The following is a 13,930-nucleotide window of genomic DNA, read 5'->3' on the forward strand; positions in this document are numbered from 1 at the left end:
TTAACCCCGCCTCAACCTGTCGGTGACAGACTGGGCCGATGGAGAGGTCGCCGCCCCGAACAGCATCCGGAACAGTATCCGGAACAGCATCACGCGCAAATGCTCGCGCTTACGGGTTGCTCGCGCTCGTCGCGGTCGCGATCAATCTGTTGACCAGCGCGCGCTCGGTCCCGGCGGTCCTGCGCGGCGGGCTGATCGACCCCGACAGTTTCATGCGCCTCGTTCGCATCGAGCAGGGGCTTCGCATCGGCCATCTGGTCAACATGGTGCAGCGCGACGATCTCGGTACGCCCCTGCTGATCGAATGGTCGCGCCTGTTCGATGCGCTCATCGTCGGTCTCGCGGCGCCGCTGGTGCCGTGGCTGGGGTGGCACCGGGCGCTGTTCGTCGCAGGTGTCGCCACGGGACCGCTCTCGGTCGCCGCCCTCGCCGTCAGCATCGCCTTTGCGGCGGCGCCACTCACCCGGCTGCATGGCCCTCGCGCCTCATTTCTCTGGACGGTCCCGATCATCGGCCTGCTCCTGCCGGGACTCCGCAGCTTCGCCACGTTCGGCATCATCCATTACCACATCGCCCAGATCGCGCTCGTCGCCCTGACCGGCGGATACGCACTGCGACTCGGCCAGTCGGGAACTGCCCGTTCCGCCGCGAGCCTGAGCGGCGGCATTGCGGGCGGCTTGGCCATCTGGATGATGCCGGAGACCATGCCGTTCGTGCTCCTGATCTTCGTGGCACTCGGCTATCTGTGGCTGTTCCGCCCGATCGGCGGGGCGATCGCCCGGCTCGGCGGCGGGTTTGCCGCCACCCTCGCGCTTGCTCTGGTCATCGATCCACCCCATGGCGGTCCGCTGGTCCCCGAGATCGATCGGCTCTCGATCGTCTATGCCGCGCTCGGCATCGCCGTTGCCCTCGCCGGGCTCTGGCTCGCCTGGCTCGATCGCCGCAATCACCCGCCGTTACCCCGCGCGATCCTCGGGCTCGGCGGTGCCTTGCTCGCCTTCGCCCTCTGGCTGGCACGGTTTCCCACCGTCGCCCTCGGGCCGTATGGGTTGATCCCCGCCGACCAAATGCGCGTCTTCTTCGGCAACATGTCGGAAACCCAGCCGGTGCACGGGTTCGTCCAGGCGGCGATGCTGCTCGGTCCCGGCGGCCTCGCCCTGGCCTATGCGCTCCTGAATGTGGCGCGCAACCGGCATTCACCTGCCGCCTGCGGTGTCTGGCTGATCGGCGCCCTCGGCGCCGGCCTTGCCCTGGGATTGACGGCGCAGTTCGTGATTTTCGCGCCTTACCCCGCCGCTGCGGCTGCCCTGCTCCTGCCCGTTGCCCTCGCGGACGCTTCGGCCCGCTGGTCGCGCCAGCCTCGCCGCGCCGCTCTCGCCCGGGTATCGATGATCGCGGTCACCTTGTTCGCCCCCTACACGCCGGCTTTCGCCAGCATCCCACCCGCTGCTCCGGTGAACGCCTGCCATCTCCGCCACATCGGCCCTTTGCTCCGCCCCGCAGCGGGAGCGGTGGTGCTTGCCCCGGTCGAGGATGTGCCGGAACTGCTCTACCGCAGCCGGATGATTGGCGTCGGGTCGCTCTATCAGCATGGCGTGGCGTTCTATCTTCTGGCGTATCACGCGTGGCGCGCCGATGCGGCGGGGCGATTGCCCGCTGCGGTTCGCGCCACCGATGCCCGCTTCGTCCTTTTCTGCAACGACTCGCCCGATCCGCCGCCGCTTACCGGCGCGCCGCGATCGGCCCTATGGACGATGCTCGCCCATCATCACATCCCGATATGGCTGAAACCCGCCGGGACCGACCGCGCCGCCGGTTTCAGCCTCTACCGGGTCCGCACCCCACCGCTGCGCTGACCACGCAAAAAAAACCGGTCGCAGCCTGCGCCACGACCGGTCCTTTGCCGTACTGCCGTAGGATTATTGAACTTCCTGCGGCGGGGATTGTTCTTCCTGATCGCTTTCCGGCTTCGGCAAGGCCGCCTTCGGTGCCTCGGCGATATCGAACGCCAGGGCGCCATCGCGGAAACTCACCTTCACCGCGCCACCGCTCGCCAGCTTGCCGAACAGCAGTTCCTCCGCCAGCGGCTTCTTGATCAGCTCCTGGATCACCCGGGCCAATGGCCGCGCGCCGTAGAGCGGATCGTAGCCGCGTTCGGCCAGGAATTCCTTGGCCGCGGAGGAAAGCTCGATCGTCACGTTGCGGTCGGCCAGCTGGGCCTCGAGCTGCATGACGAATTTCTCGACCACCTGCGCCACGATCTCCGGCGTCAGGCCAGCGAATGGAATGATCGCATCCAGCCGGTTGCGGAATTCCGGCGTGAACATCCGCTTGATCGCCTCTTCATCCTCGCCCACGCGCACCTCGCGCCCGAACCCGATCGCGGCCTTGGCCATGTCCGCCGCCCCGGCATTGGTGGTCATGATCAGGATGACGTTGCGGAAGTCGACATTCTTGCCGTTATGGTCGGTCAGCTTGCCGTGATCCATCACCTGCAACAGGATGTTGAACAGATCCGGATGGGCCTTTTCGATTTCATCGAGCAGCAGCACGCAATGCGGATGCTGATCGATCGCATCGGTCAGCATGCCCCCCTGATCGAACCCGACATAGCCCGGCGGTGCGCCGATCAGCCGCGAAATCGAATGCCGCTCCATGTATTCCGACATGTCGAACCTTGTCAGTTCGATCCCGAGCGTACTCGCAAGCTGCCGCGCCACTTCGGTCTTGCCGACGCCGGTGGGGCCGGAGAACAGGTAGCACCCGATCGGCTTTTCGGCATCGCGCAGCCCGGCGCGGGCCAGTTTGATCGCGGCGGAGAGCGCCGAGATTGCGGAATCCTGACCGAACACCATCGATTTGAGGTCGCGCTCCAGAGTCCGCAGCGTCTCCTTGTCGTCCGCCGAGACCGATTTGGGCGGAATCCGCGCAATCTTGGCGACGATTTCCTCGACATCGCGCAAGGTCACGGTTTTGCGCCGTTTGTTTTCCGGCAGCAGCATCCGCGAAGCCCCGACCTCGTCGATCACGTCGATCGCCTTGTCCGGCAATTTGCGGTCGTGGATGTATTTCGCCGAAAGCTCGACCGAGGCGCGGATCGCATCGTCGGTATAGCGGACCTTGTGGTGTTTTTCGTAAACGCCCTTGAGTCCGCGCAGGATTTTCACCGCATCGTCGATCGAGGGTTCGTTGACATCGATCTTCTGGAACCGCCGGACCAGCGCCCGATCCTTCTCGAAATAGGTCCGGAATTCCTTGTAGGTGGTCGATCCGATGCAGCGCAGCGCCCCGGACGACAAAGCCGGTTTGAGCAGGTTCGAGGCATCCATCGCCCCGCCCGACGTGGCACCCGCGCCGATCACGGTGTGGATTTCATCGATGAACAGCACCGCCCCCGGCAACGCTTCGAGTTCGGACACCACCGCCTTCAGCCGCTCCTCGAAATCGCCACGATAGCGGGTTCCGGCGAGCAGAGCGCCCATATCGAGCGAGTAGATCGTGGATTTGGCCAGCACCTCCGGCACATCGCCATCGACGATGCGCTTGGCCAGCCCCTCGGCGATCGCGGTCTTGCCGACACCGGGATCGCCCACGAACAGCGGATTGTTTTTCGAGCGGCGGCACAGGATCTGGATGGTGCGCTCGATTTCCATCTCGCGCCCGATCAGCGGATCGATCTTGCCGGACTGGGCCTTCTTGTTGAGGTTGACGCAGTAATTGGCCAGCGCGTCCTGCCCGCGCTTGGGCTTCTGCTCGGTCTCGGCCTCGGGATTTTCGGCGCTGCTGCCTGAAGGCGTGCGCGGCACCGAGCGCCCCGGCGATTTCGCAATGCCGTGGCTGATGAAATTCACCGCATCGAGCCGGGTCATGTCCTGCGCCTGCAGGAAATACACCGCATGGCTCTCGCGCTCGGAGAACAGCGCGACCAGCACGTTCGCGCCGGTCACTTCGTCGCGGCCGGAGGACTGGACATGGATGGCGGCGCGCTGGACGACGCGCTGGAAGCCGGCGGTGGGCTTGGGGTCACCGGCACGGTCGGTCGCCAGCCCGGCAAGGTCCTTGTCGAGAAATTCGGTCGTCTCCCGGCGGAGCCGTTCGATATCGACACCGCAGGCGCGCAGCACGGTGAGCGCATCGGCATCGTCAATCAGGCCGAGCAGCAGATGTTCGAGTGTGGCGTATTCATGGCGCCGCTCGGCAGCAAATGCCAGAGAGCGATGCAGGGTTTGTTCCAGGTTGCGAGACAGCATATCCAATTCACTCCTAGCCGGGCTTCCGGCAAGCGGCCCATGCCGCCTTGGTCAAGCCCGATACGGCGGGTCCGCCGCGAAATCACGAGTCGTTGTCGGCAGTCGTGTCAGCGTATCAGAACAGACACATGATACCGCGCAAATCTTTCGCAATGATGACCAAACCTGGATCACATCTGCAAAAATATCGGCGGTCGCGGTCTTTTCCAAAAGTCTATTCTTTTTCAATGGTACATTGCAGCGGGTGCTGGCTCTGCCGGGCCAGATCCATCACCTGGGTCACCTTGGTCTCGGCGATTTCGTAGGTGAACACCCCGCACACGCCCACGCCGCGGCGGTGCACATGCATCATGATCCGTGTCGCTTCCTCGCGGCTCTTCGAGAAAAACCGCTCGAGCACATGGATCACGAATTCCATCGGCGTATAGTCGTCATTGAGCATCAGCACCTTGTAGAGGGCCGGTTTGCGCGTCTTGGTCCGTGTCCGGGTTGCCACCCCGGTTCCAAGACCATTGCCAGTGCCACGACGATCAGAGCCAGACATCAACCTTATCTCTATCCATACCTGAACGCAGCATATCCACACCTCGCCCCGATGGGGAAGGGGAAATTTGCGCATGACGCTCGATTATCCGTGAACGGAAGCGCCACATCCGGCGGGATCTGCCGGCCCGGGCCTCAGAATTTGGCCGAAACCGCGAGCGATCCGTACTCGTGGATGCCACCGACCTGACCGACATAGCGCCGGGTCTGGAACACCTGGGTGTAGCTGAACCGCACCCCATGCCAGATCACCGCAATGCCGGCGTCGAGTTGTCCCACCGCATGGGTCGGGTTGACCGCGCGACTCGACTGGAAATCCGCCCCCGACAGGAACGTGTCATGCCCGACGAACTTGCCCGCCACGCCGCCGAACACGTACCACACCAGAGGCCGGGTCTGACGATACGCATCCGAGCCCGAAGGGCCGGGACGGAGCAGCGGCGCGCCGAAATCCGAATTCAGCCCCTCGCCGATCCGCAACGTCATGGCCGGTTCGATATACGCCTCGGTGGTGCCCACCTCACCGGCGAGTTGCGGCAGGGCGTCGATTTCAAGCCCGTTGCCGAATTTCGCCATGCCCACCCGCCACGTCCGCGAGGCGAGCACATCGAACGCCGGTTCCGAAGGCAGTTGATAGGCCCAGCCATGGGTGCCGCTCTGCCCGATGATCGAATGGAACCCGTTCTGGACAATCTCGCCGCCGGCATCGCGCCCGACCACCCCGGCATCGAAGCCGAGAACGGTGCGGCTGCCGGAAGTGTCCTGAATCAGTTCGAACGTCCCGAGCAGCGAGCCGCCATACGGCTCCTGATTGGTCGGCGGATCGATCAGATTGGTCGAATTGGGCGTGAACAGCTTCTGCGTCAGGCTGATGCTGATCCGCTGGTCGCCGGCACCGACCAGATCATGCCCGAAATTCGCCACCGCATCCGGCACATCGCCGACATGCGAGGTGAACCCGATGTGCACTCCATTGACGTAATAGCGATCGGTCAGGCTCTGGGTGCTGATCGAGGCATTCTCATCCTGGATCGTCCAGGTACCGGAAGGAAACCCCGAGGTCGAAGAGGGGGTGGTCTGCGCCGCAGCTGAAGCCGCATAGCACAGCGAAGCGGCGCACAGGGCAATCATCGGCAGCGATCGGGTCATACAGGAAGTCCTAACTGATATCGGACGCCGCCGCCCGAAAAATGGAGATGCGGTTAGCTTTATTGGTCCGCCAATGGCCGGAAGCAAGCCCGTCTGTGAGGATTCTGCAACAGCGTGATCGAAACCTCCGCAATGAATGCATGGAACCCATGAGGTTTGCATCCGTTCCAATTCGTCGATCGTAGAGTAAGTTATCATTCGAAAGCGAAGTTAACTCAGGTTAACCCGACGCTCGTCCACTCTTTCGGACGGTTTACAGGAATAACGGACTTTAGTCATGAAACGCTTGCTCGCGACTGCAACATTCATCCTTGGCACATTCTGGGCTGGCGCCGCCCTCGCGGCCCCGGCCCCGGCGAACTCCCCCGTCGGCGACTGGCTGACCGGGCGCGGCGGTGCCGTGGTCCAGATCGCGCCCTGCACCAGCCAGGGCGGCCTCTGCGGCCATATCGTCGGGCTGATGCTCGATCATGGCGCGGCAATCCCGACCGATTACCGGGGGCAGCCACAGTGCGGCTTCGAACTGATCCGCCCCTCGGCCCCGCGCGGCGCCACCTGGCACGGCGGCATCGTCGATCCGCGCAACGGCAATCAATACCACGCGGAATTTCACGTCACCCGCGCCGGTGAACTCGCCTTGCGCGGCTATCTCGGCCTGCCGATCTTCGGCCAGACCCAGCACTGGATGCGCTATTCCGGCACGGTCCCGTCCTCGTGCCGGATCAATCAGGCCCAGATGGCCCAGTCCAACCAGCCCGTCATCGACGGCAACGACTGAACGAACGCACCGATCGGGACGCCCCGCCGCTCAGGCGTGGATCAGCGTCCCGATCCCGCCTTCGGTGAACAGTTCGAGCAGGCAGGCGTGATGAACCCGGCCATCGAGAATGGTCGCCCCCTTCACCCCGTCGCGGATCGCGGCGATGCAGGTCTCCACTTTCGGGATCATGCCGCCGGAAATGGTGCCGTCCTCGCGCATCGCATCGATCTGCTCGACTGTCAGATCCGCCATCAACCGGCCATCGCGATCGAGCACCCCCGGCACGTCGGTCAGCATCAGCAACCGGTTCGCCCCCAGCGCCCCGGCAATCGCTCCGGCCACGGTATCGGCATTGATATTGTAGGTCGCCCCATCCGCGCCCACACCCACCGGTGCGATCACCGGGATCAGCCCGGCCCCGGTCAGCGCATGGATCACCCGGACATCGACATGTTCGGGCTCGCCCACGAACCCGAGATCGAGCGCATGCTCGATCGCCCCCTCCGGCGCCCGCCGGTTGCGCGTCAGCTTGCGCGCGCGGATCAATCCGCCATCCTTGCCGCAGATCCCCACCGCCAGCGCCCCGGCCCGATTGATCAGCCCGGCAACCATTTTATTGACGGTCCCCGCCAGCACCATCTCGACCACCTCGACCATCGCGGCATCGGTCACCCGTAACCCATCGACGAAGGTGGACTGGATTTTCAGCCGCGACAGCATCGCATTGATCTGCGGCCCACCGCCATGAACCACGACCGGATTGATCCCGACCTGCTTGAGCAGCGCGATATCCCGGCCGAATTCATCGGCCAGCGCCTCCTCGCCCATCGCATGGCCGCCATATTTCACCACGATTGTGGCCCCGGCATAACGGCGCAGATAGGGCAAAGCGAGAGCCACGATCCGGGCCTGTTCGGCGGCGTCGGCGTGGCGGTCGGTATTGATCATCGGCGCGAGATCCCAGAGGTTCGGGGCCGTCTATGGCGGGCGGCGCTTGAGGTCAAGTGTGGTGGGAATGGGGGAAGGAAGCGCTTCTTTTTTGTAAAAAAGAAGCAAAAAATTTTTTTGATCTGGGGCAGGGGCGTGTTCACGAGTACGAACCAAACGAGCAAGAGTTTTTTTGTTTCTTTTTTTACAAAAAAAATAAGTCCTTACCTGCCCGGCGTCAAACCACCAGCGCGGCGATCGACGCCCGCAATTCGGCAATCCCCAGCCCGGTTTCGCTCGATGTCACGATGACATCATTGAGCGCCGCCGGATGCTTGCGCGCAATCGCAAGGATCGCCTCATGCTTGCGCGCCAGTAGTTCGGGCTTCATCTTGTCGGCCTTGGTCAGCACGATCTGAAACGCCACCGCCGCCTTGTCGAGAATGCCCATGATCGTGTGATCCGCCGGCTTGTCCTCGATCCGGGCATCCATCAGCAGCAAGACCCGGCGCAGGTTGGGCCGGCCGCGCAGATAGCGGAACATCAGCCCCTGCCAGTCCCGCTTCACCGCCTTGGGCGCCTCGGCATAGCCATAGCCCGGCATATCTACGATCGAAAGACGACCCTCGCCAACCTGGAAAAAATTGAGCTGCCGGGTCCGCCCCGGCGCCTGGGCGACACGCGCAAGGGCCACATGGCCGGTGATCGCGTTGATCAGCGTCGATTTACCGACGTTGGAACGCCCCGCGAGAGCAACCTCGATGCCGCGTGCCTCAAGCAGCCCTTCGACCGTCTGGGCAGCGTGAACGAACTGGGTGTTCTGCGCGAACAGCAGCCGCCCGGCTTCGAGCGCCTCGGCATCGGTAATCGCAGGGTCGGGCGGGGCGACATCGGGCATGGTGATGCTCAGGCCTTCGCATCGGCGGGGCGGCGCGGTCTGGTGTTGGTGCTGCGCATGATCAGCCATTGCTGCAAAATCGTCAGGCTGTTGTTGACGCAATAATACAGCACCAGCCCCGCGGCGAACCGGCCCAGCATGAAGGTGAAGATCACCGGCATGAACTGCATCATCTTCGCCTGGGTCGGGTCCGGCGGCGGCGGGTTCATCTTCTGCTGGCCCCACATCGTGAGCCCCATGATGATCGGCAGCACGCCAAGATGCAGGAACGGCGAAAACCGGCTCGGATGGAACGGCAGCAGCCCGAACAGGTTGAAGATATTGGTGGGATCTTCCGCCGAGAGGTCGTGAATCCACAACACGAACGGCGCATGCCGCATCCCGATCGATATGAAAATCACCTTGTAGAGCGAAAAGAAAATCGGAATCTGCGGCAGCATCGGCAGGCAGCCCGCCGCCGGGTTGACGCCCTCGGACTTGTAGAGCGCCATGATCTCCTTCTGCTGCTGGACCGTATCGTCCTTCAGCCGCTCGCGCAGCGCCGCGACCTTCGGGGCCACCGCGCGCATCCGCCCCATCGAGCGGTAGGATTTCGCGACCAGCGGAAACAGCACCAGCTTCAGCATGACGGTGAACACGATGATCGCGACACCCATGTTGCCGAAAATCGAGGCCAGATAGTCGAGCGCAATGAAAATCGGCTTGGTCAGGAAGAAGAACCACCCGAAATCGATCGCCCGCTCGAACAACGGAATGTGATATTTCCGCTCATAGCCGTTGAGAATATGCAGCACCTTGGCCCCGGCGAACACGTGCAGCGTGGTCTCCGCCGCCGCGCCGGGGGCAGCGTCGATCGGCTTCGCCGTCATGTAATCGACCTGCCACGCGCCATGATCCGGATGACCGGGCCGGGCGAGATACCGATAGGCGCCGGTCATTTCGGTGCCCTGGCTCGGGATCAGCGCGGTCAGCCAGTATTTGCCGGTAATCCCGGCCCACCCGCCCAGATTGGTCGCCTCGAACGCGGTGCCCGGCGCGCGCCCGGCCTCGGGGTGCTTGCCGCCCGATTTCACCCCGTCGTAATCCATCTCGTGCAGCGTGCCCTTGAACACGCCGATCGGCCCCTTGTGCAGGGTGAACGAACCTTCGACCGCCGGCAGATAATCCCGCCGGATCCGCGACCATGGAAACACCGCGATCGGTGCCTTCCCGTCATTAACCACCCGCTGCTGCACCGTGATCATGTATTCGGTATCGACCGCGAGGAGCAGTTCGTAGGTCACGCCCGCGCCGTTATTCCACGTCAGCGTGACCGGATGGTTGGGCGAGAGCGCCCCGCCCGAACTTTTCCAGAGAGTCTGCGGTCCCGGCACGGCAAGGCTTGAGCCGGGAGCGGCATCCCAGCCGAACTGGACGTAATAGGATTTTTTGCCGGTCGGGCGCGACAGAAGCTGCACCAGCGGCGAGGTCTTCGACACGGTCTGGTGATAGCTGGTCAAAACCAGGTCATCGAGCCGCGCGCCGAGCAGGCTCATCGACCCCCTGATCGCCGGTGCATCGATTTTCAGGCGCGGCGCTGCCGCCGCCGCAACCGTGGTCACCGCAGCGGGCGCTCCCGGTGCCGCGACATTCGCGGCAGTTGCCGCCGAACTCTGGGCCGAACTCTGGGCCGAGGTCTGGGCATGCTGCACCAGCGGCTTCGGCGGCGGCTTGGGCAGAAAATAGCCGCCCACCACCTGAAAGATCACCAGGATCGCCAACGAGATCGAGATTGCGAACAGCAGCCGGCGATTATCCATGAAGCGTCATTTCGTCCTGTTGAGGGTCGGCTGGAGGCACCGGATCGATGCCGCCGGGATGCCACGGATGGCAGCGGAACACCCGCTTCGCCGCGAGCAGACTGCCGCGCGCCGCGCCGTGAACCGCCAGCGCCTCCATCGCATAGGCACTGCATGAGGGATAGAACCGGCATTGCCCGCCGAGCACCGGCGAAGCGATCAGTTGATAGGCGCGCACCGCGCCGCGCAACGCCCGGGTCTGCGGGTTCATGGCGCACCATCCCGTGGTGCCGCCCGCATTTCGGCATGGCGGTCGAGAATATCACCGAGCTCGGCGCGCAACCGCACGAAATCCACGCTGCCGCTATCCTTGCGCGCGATCATCACGATATCGACACCCGCAATCTCGCGCGCCGCGAGTTCCAGCCGCGCCGCGGCCCGAAGCCGGCGGCGGGCGCGATTGCGGTGAGCCGCATTACCCACCTTGCGGCTCGCGGTCAGGCCGAGCCGCACCGGCGCATCCGGCGCGGTCGCGAGCAATTGAACCACGAACCCCGGACGCGCCGATTTGCGCCCCCGCGCGGCGGCGCGCAGGAAATCGGCACGTTTCGGCAGGGTTTCAGGTTTCGCGCGCGGCATGGGTCAGTATGGAACCCGATGGTGAAAAACAGGCCACCGAACAGGGTGCCAGTGGCGAACGACGATCAGGCCGAAAGGCGCTTGCGGCCCTTGGCGCGACGGTTGGCGATCACCTTGCGGCCGCCGACGGTTTCCATCCGCGAGCGGAAACCATGGCGGCGCTTGCGAACGAGTTTGGATGGCTGATAGGTGCGCTTCACGATCTCTGCTCCAACAATTCCGGGTATGACGATGCGTCATGAATATTACGACAACAGACACGCGGCCGCGTTCCGGGAGGAGCAGCCTGCGTCTCGCGGTGTCTTAAGCATCACACGCCGCCCGCGTCAATGAAACCGGAACGGGTCAACCGCGCGCCGGCCCCGCCTTGCCGAATCCCCGCCCGCCACGCACACTAGGATCATGACGACAACGCCATCAGGTCACGCAGGCACCGTGCTGGCCCTCCAGGGCGGCGGATCGCACGGCGCCTACGCCTGGGGCGTGCTCGATGCCCTGCTCGCCGATGGTTTCCGCTACGATGCGGTCTGCGGCGTCTCCTCCGGCGCGATCCTTGCCGCGATGGCAGTGCAGGGCGAGGTCCGCGCCGGGGCCGAGGGTGCCCGCGCCGCCATGGCCCAGTTCTGGGACCGCTTGGTCGCCACCAACATGTTCGCCCCGCTCACCGGCCATTTCGACCGCTGGATGCCCGGATTCGAAATCGGCCGCACCTTCGGCAACTCCCTCGCCATGCAGGGCATGTCGGCCATGGTCAACCTGTTCGGCGCCGGCGCGCTCAACCCGCTCGGCCACAACCCGTTGCGCCCGATCCTCGAAGACCTGCTCGACCCCGCCGCCCTCTCCGACCGGCGCGCCCCCCGCCTGTTCATCGCCGCAACCGCCGTCGAATCAGGCCGTCCCCGGATTTTCCCCAATCGCGACATCACGGTCGATGCCCTGCTCGCCTCCTCCTGCCTGCCCATGCTGTTCCCCCCCGTCACGATCGACGGTATCGCCTACTGGGACGGCGCGTATTCCGGTAACCCACCCCTCGCGCCGCTGCTCGCCCTCGATCCCGCCCGCCTCGTCCTGATCCGCGCCCAAAGCCGCCTGCGCGCCGGCGTGCCCGCCCAACAGAACGACATTCTCAACCGCGTCCAGGAAATCGCCTTCCAGACCGCGATCGACGCGGAATGCGCCATGCTGCCCGCCAGCCTCGATTTCATCGAATACCCCGCCGATGACGCCCTCGCCGGCCTCCCCCCGGAATCCCGCGCCAATACCGACCGCGCCTTTCTCGACCGTCTGTTCGCCGCCGGGCGCGCCGCCACGCGCCGCCCGAGCGCGGCATGACATCCGCCACGTGATGCCCGCGCCGAACCAGCGCCCGCGCCGGGTCCGCCAGAGCCTGTCCGCCCGGCTGCTCTGGCTTACCGTCGCGGTCACCCTCATCGTCGAAGTCATGATCCTGCTGCCCAGCCTCGGGCGTGAGCGCATGGCATGGCTCACCAACCGCGTCACCGAAGCCCACCTCGCCGCCCTCACCGTGTCCACCGCCCCGCACGGCGTGGTCGATCTCTCGACCCGCAACGAATTGCTGCGCCTGTCGGGCACCGAAGCGATCCGCCTGGTCGAAGGCGGCCGCAGCATCCTCGTTCTGCCCCCGCGCGGCATCGTCCGGGCCGAAGGCCATATCAACATCGCCCACGAAACCCTGATCGGCTCCATGCTCCGGGCCGTCGCGGTCCTGCTCGGCATGGAACCCGACGATATCCTGGTCACCTCGCCCAGCCCCCTGCAACGCGGCGTGATCGTGCAGATTGTGGTCCACAACCCCACCCTCGCCGACCACCTGCGCCGCTACGTCGAACACATCGCCGCACTCTCGCTCGCCGTCGCTTTGCTCACCGGCCTGATGATCTACCTCGCTCTCGACCGTATCCTGGTCCTGCCGATCCGCCGCCTCACCGAAAGCATCACCACCTTCCGCGCCGACCCCGAACACGCCGCACCCCTCGCCCTTCCGCGCCGCAAACGCGCCCGCGACGATGAAATCGCCCTCGCCGCCAGCGAACTCGCAACCATGCAAACCGAACTGCGCGCCGCCCTCTGGCGCAACGCCCGCCTCGCCGCCCTCGGCACCGCCGTCGCCAAAATCAGCCATGATCTGCGCAACATCCTCTCCTCCGCCCTCCTGGTCGCGGACCGGCTCTCCGGCAGCGAAGATCCCGCAACCCGCCGCGCCGCCACCACACTGGTCACCGCCGTCGAACGCGCGACCGACCTCGTCACCCGCACCCTCAGCTTCGCCCGCGAAGGCCCGCCCCCCGTCCTGCGCGCGGCCTTCCCCCTCGCGGACCTCATCACCGAAGTCGCCGACCAGCTCAGCACCCAGTCCGAAACCCTGCGAATCGAAACCGTGGTCACGCCGGGCCTCGCCATCCCGCTCGACCGGACCCAGATGTTCCGCGCCCTGTTCAACCTGATGCGTAATGCCGCCGAAGCCGGTGCCAGCCTCATCACCGTCCGCGCCGCCTGCGCCGAAGGAACCACCACCATCGATATCGAGGACAACGGCCCCGGCCTGCCCGAACAAGCCCACGCCAACCTGTTCCGCCCCTTCACCGGCTCCGCCCGGCGCGGCGGCACCGGCCTCGGCCTCGCCATCGCCCGCGACCTCGTGCGCGCCCACGGCGGCGAACTCGACCTCGTCGCCACCAGCGTCCGCGGCACCCTGTTCCGCATCACCATCCCCCAGGACATCACATGATCCCGCGTTCGGTGATGTCGGAGTGGGGAAGAGAAGGCGAGGGGCTCTGCCCCTCGACCCCGCTAAGGGCGCGGCCCTTAGAACCCTTGAGTTTAAGGCGAGAGGAGGGCGCGGCCCCGGTGGTTCCGTCGATCTCGCCTGGACAGCCCTCCTCTCGCCTTAAACTAGTGGATTCCAAAGGCTCCGCCTTTGGCGGGGGTCCAGGGGGCAGCGCCCCCTGGCCTTGCCGTCCCACCT

The 13,930-nt window shown here is 65.1% G+C and carries 13 protein-coding genes; 4 read left to right on the forward strand and 9 right to left on the reverse strand.

Translation table 11 applies throughout. The annotated features are described in order from the left end of the window. Nucleotides 1–116: 116 nt before the first annotated feature. Nucleotides 117–1,856, forward strand: a complete 1,740-nt coding sequence (locus tag SIL87_RS03560) for a hypothetical protein (protein WP_319612841.1) — start codon at nucleotides 117–119, stop codon at nucleotides 1,854–1,856. A gap of 63 nt (nucleotides 1,857–1,919) precedes the next feature. Here the strand turns inward: SIL87_RS03560 and clpA are convergent, their stop codons facing one another. From clpA to SIL87_RS03575, 3 genes are all read right to left on the reverse strand, one after another. Next, complete coding sequence (clpA, locus tag SIL87_RS03565) at nucleotides 1,920–4,250, reverse strand: ATP-dependent Clp protease ATP-binding subunit ClpA (protein ID WP_319612842.1); 2,331 nt, start codon at nucleotides 4,248–4,250, stop codon at nucleotides 1,920–1,922. A 214-nt stretch (nucleotides 4,251–4,464) separates the two neighbouring features. After that, a complete protein-coding gene (gene clpS / locus SIL87_RS03570) occupies nucleotides 4,465–4,794 on the reverse strand; it encodes an ATP-dependent Clp protease adapter ClpS (RefSeq protein WP_319615896.1) in 330 nt (109 codons plus the stop codon). A 134-nt stretch (nucleotides 4,795–4,928) separates the two neighbouring features. Next, complete coding sequence (locus SIL87_RS03575; protein ID WP_319612843.1) at nucleotides 4,929–5,942, reverse strand: lipid A deacylase LpxR family protein; 1,014 nt, start codon at nucleotides 5,940–5,942, stop codon at nucleotides 4,929–4,931. A gap of 277 nt (nucleotides 5,943–6,219) precedes the next feature. On the opposite strand from SIL87_RS03575, the gene SIL87_RS03580 reads away from it, so the two are divergent. Continuing rightward, complete coding sequence (locus SIL87_RS03580; RefSeq protein ID WP_319612844.1) at nucleotides 6,220–6,720, forward strand: DUF2147 domain-containing protein; 501 nt, start codon at nucleotides 6,220–6,222, stop codon at nucleotides 6,718–6,720. Nucleotides 6,721–6,750: 30 nt separating this feature from the next. Here SIL87_RS03580 and argB read toward each other — a convergent pair whose 3' ends face one another. The 6 genes from argB to rpmH form a co-directional block, all read right to left on the reverse strand. Then, a complete protein-coding gene (argB, locus tag SIL87_RS03585; RefSeq protein WP_319612845.1) occupies nucleotides 6,751–7,650 on the reverse strand; it encodes an acetylglutamate kinase in 900 nt (299 codons plus the stop codon). 217 nt (nucleotides 7,651–7,867) lie between these two features. After that, complete coding sequence (gene yihA, locus SIL87_RS03590; protein ID WP_319615897.1) at nucleotides 7,868–8,527, reverse strand: ribosome biogenesis GTP-binding protein YihA/YsxC; 660 nt, start codon at nucleotides 8,525–8,527, stop codon at nucleotides 7,868–7,870. A gap of 8 nt (nucleotides 8,528–8,535) precedes the next feature. Beyond that, on the reverse strand, nucleotides 8,536–10,326 hold the full coding sequence (gene yidC, locus SIL87_RS03595; RefSeq protein ID WP_319612846.1) for a membrane protein insertase YidC: 1,791 nt from the start codon (nucleotides 10,324–10,326) through the stop codon (nucleotides 8,536–8,538). After that, on the reverse strand, nucleotides 10,319–10,576 hold the full coding sequence (gene yidD / locus SIL87_RS03600) for a membrane protein insertion efficiency factor YidD (protein WP_319612847.1): 258 nt from the start codon (nucleotides 10,574–10,576) through the stop codon (nucleotides 10,319–10,321). Before yidD ends, yidC begins: the two co-directional genes overlap by 8 nt. Further along, nucleotides 10,573–10,944: a ribonuclease P protein component gene (gene rnpA / locus SIL87_RS03605; protein ID WP_319612848.1), complete on the reverse strand. Its 372-nt coding sequence runs from the start codon at nucleotides 10,942–10,944 to the stop codon at nucleotides 10,573–10,575. The genes yidD and rnpA overlap by 4 nt, the downstream gene beginning before the upstream one ends. Before the next feature lie 65 nt (nucleotides 10,945–11,009). Further along, nucleotides 11,010–11,144, reverse strand: a complete 135-nt coding sequence (rpmH, locus tag SIL87_RS03610; protein WP_211845547.1) for a 50S ribosomal protein L34 — start codon at nucleotides 11,142–11,144, stop codon at nucleotides 11,010–11,012. Between the two features lie 202 nt (nucleotides 11,145–11,346). Between rpmH and SIL87_RS03615 the strand changes: the two genes are divergently transcribed. Further along, nucleotides 11,347–12,276, forward strand: a complete 930-nt coding sequence (locus tag SIL87_RS03615; protein ID WP_319612849.1) for a patatin-like phospholipase family protein — start codon at nucleotides 11,347–11,349, stop codon at nucleotides 12,274–12,276. A gap of 13 nt (nucleotides 12,277–12,289) precedes the next feature. Continuing rightward, a complete protein-coding gene (locus SIL87_RS03620) occupies nucleotides 12,290–13,693 on the forward strand; it encodes a sensor histidine kinase (protein ID WP_319612850.1) in 1,404 nt (467 codons plus the stop codon). Nucleotides 13,694–13,930 lie beyond the last annotated feature (237 nt).

The organism is Acidiphilium acidophilum (assembly GCF_033842475.1).
Taxonomy (GTDB): domain Bacteria; phylum Pseudomonadota; class Alphaproteobacteria; order Acetobacterales; family Acetobacteraceae; genus Acidiphilium; species Acidiphilium acidophilum.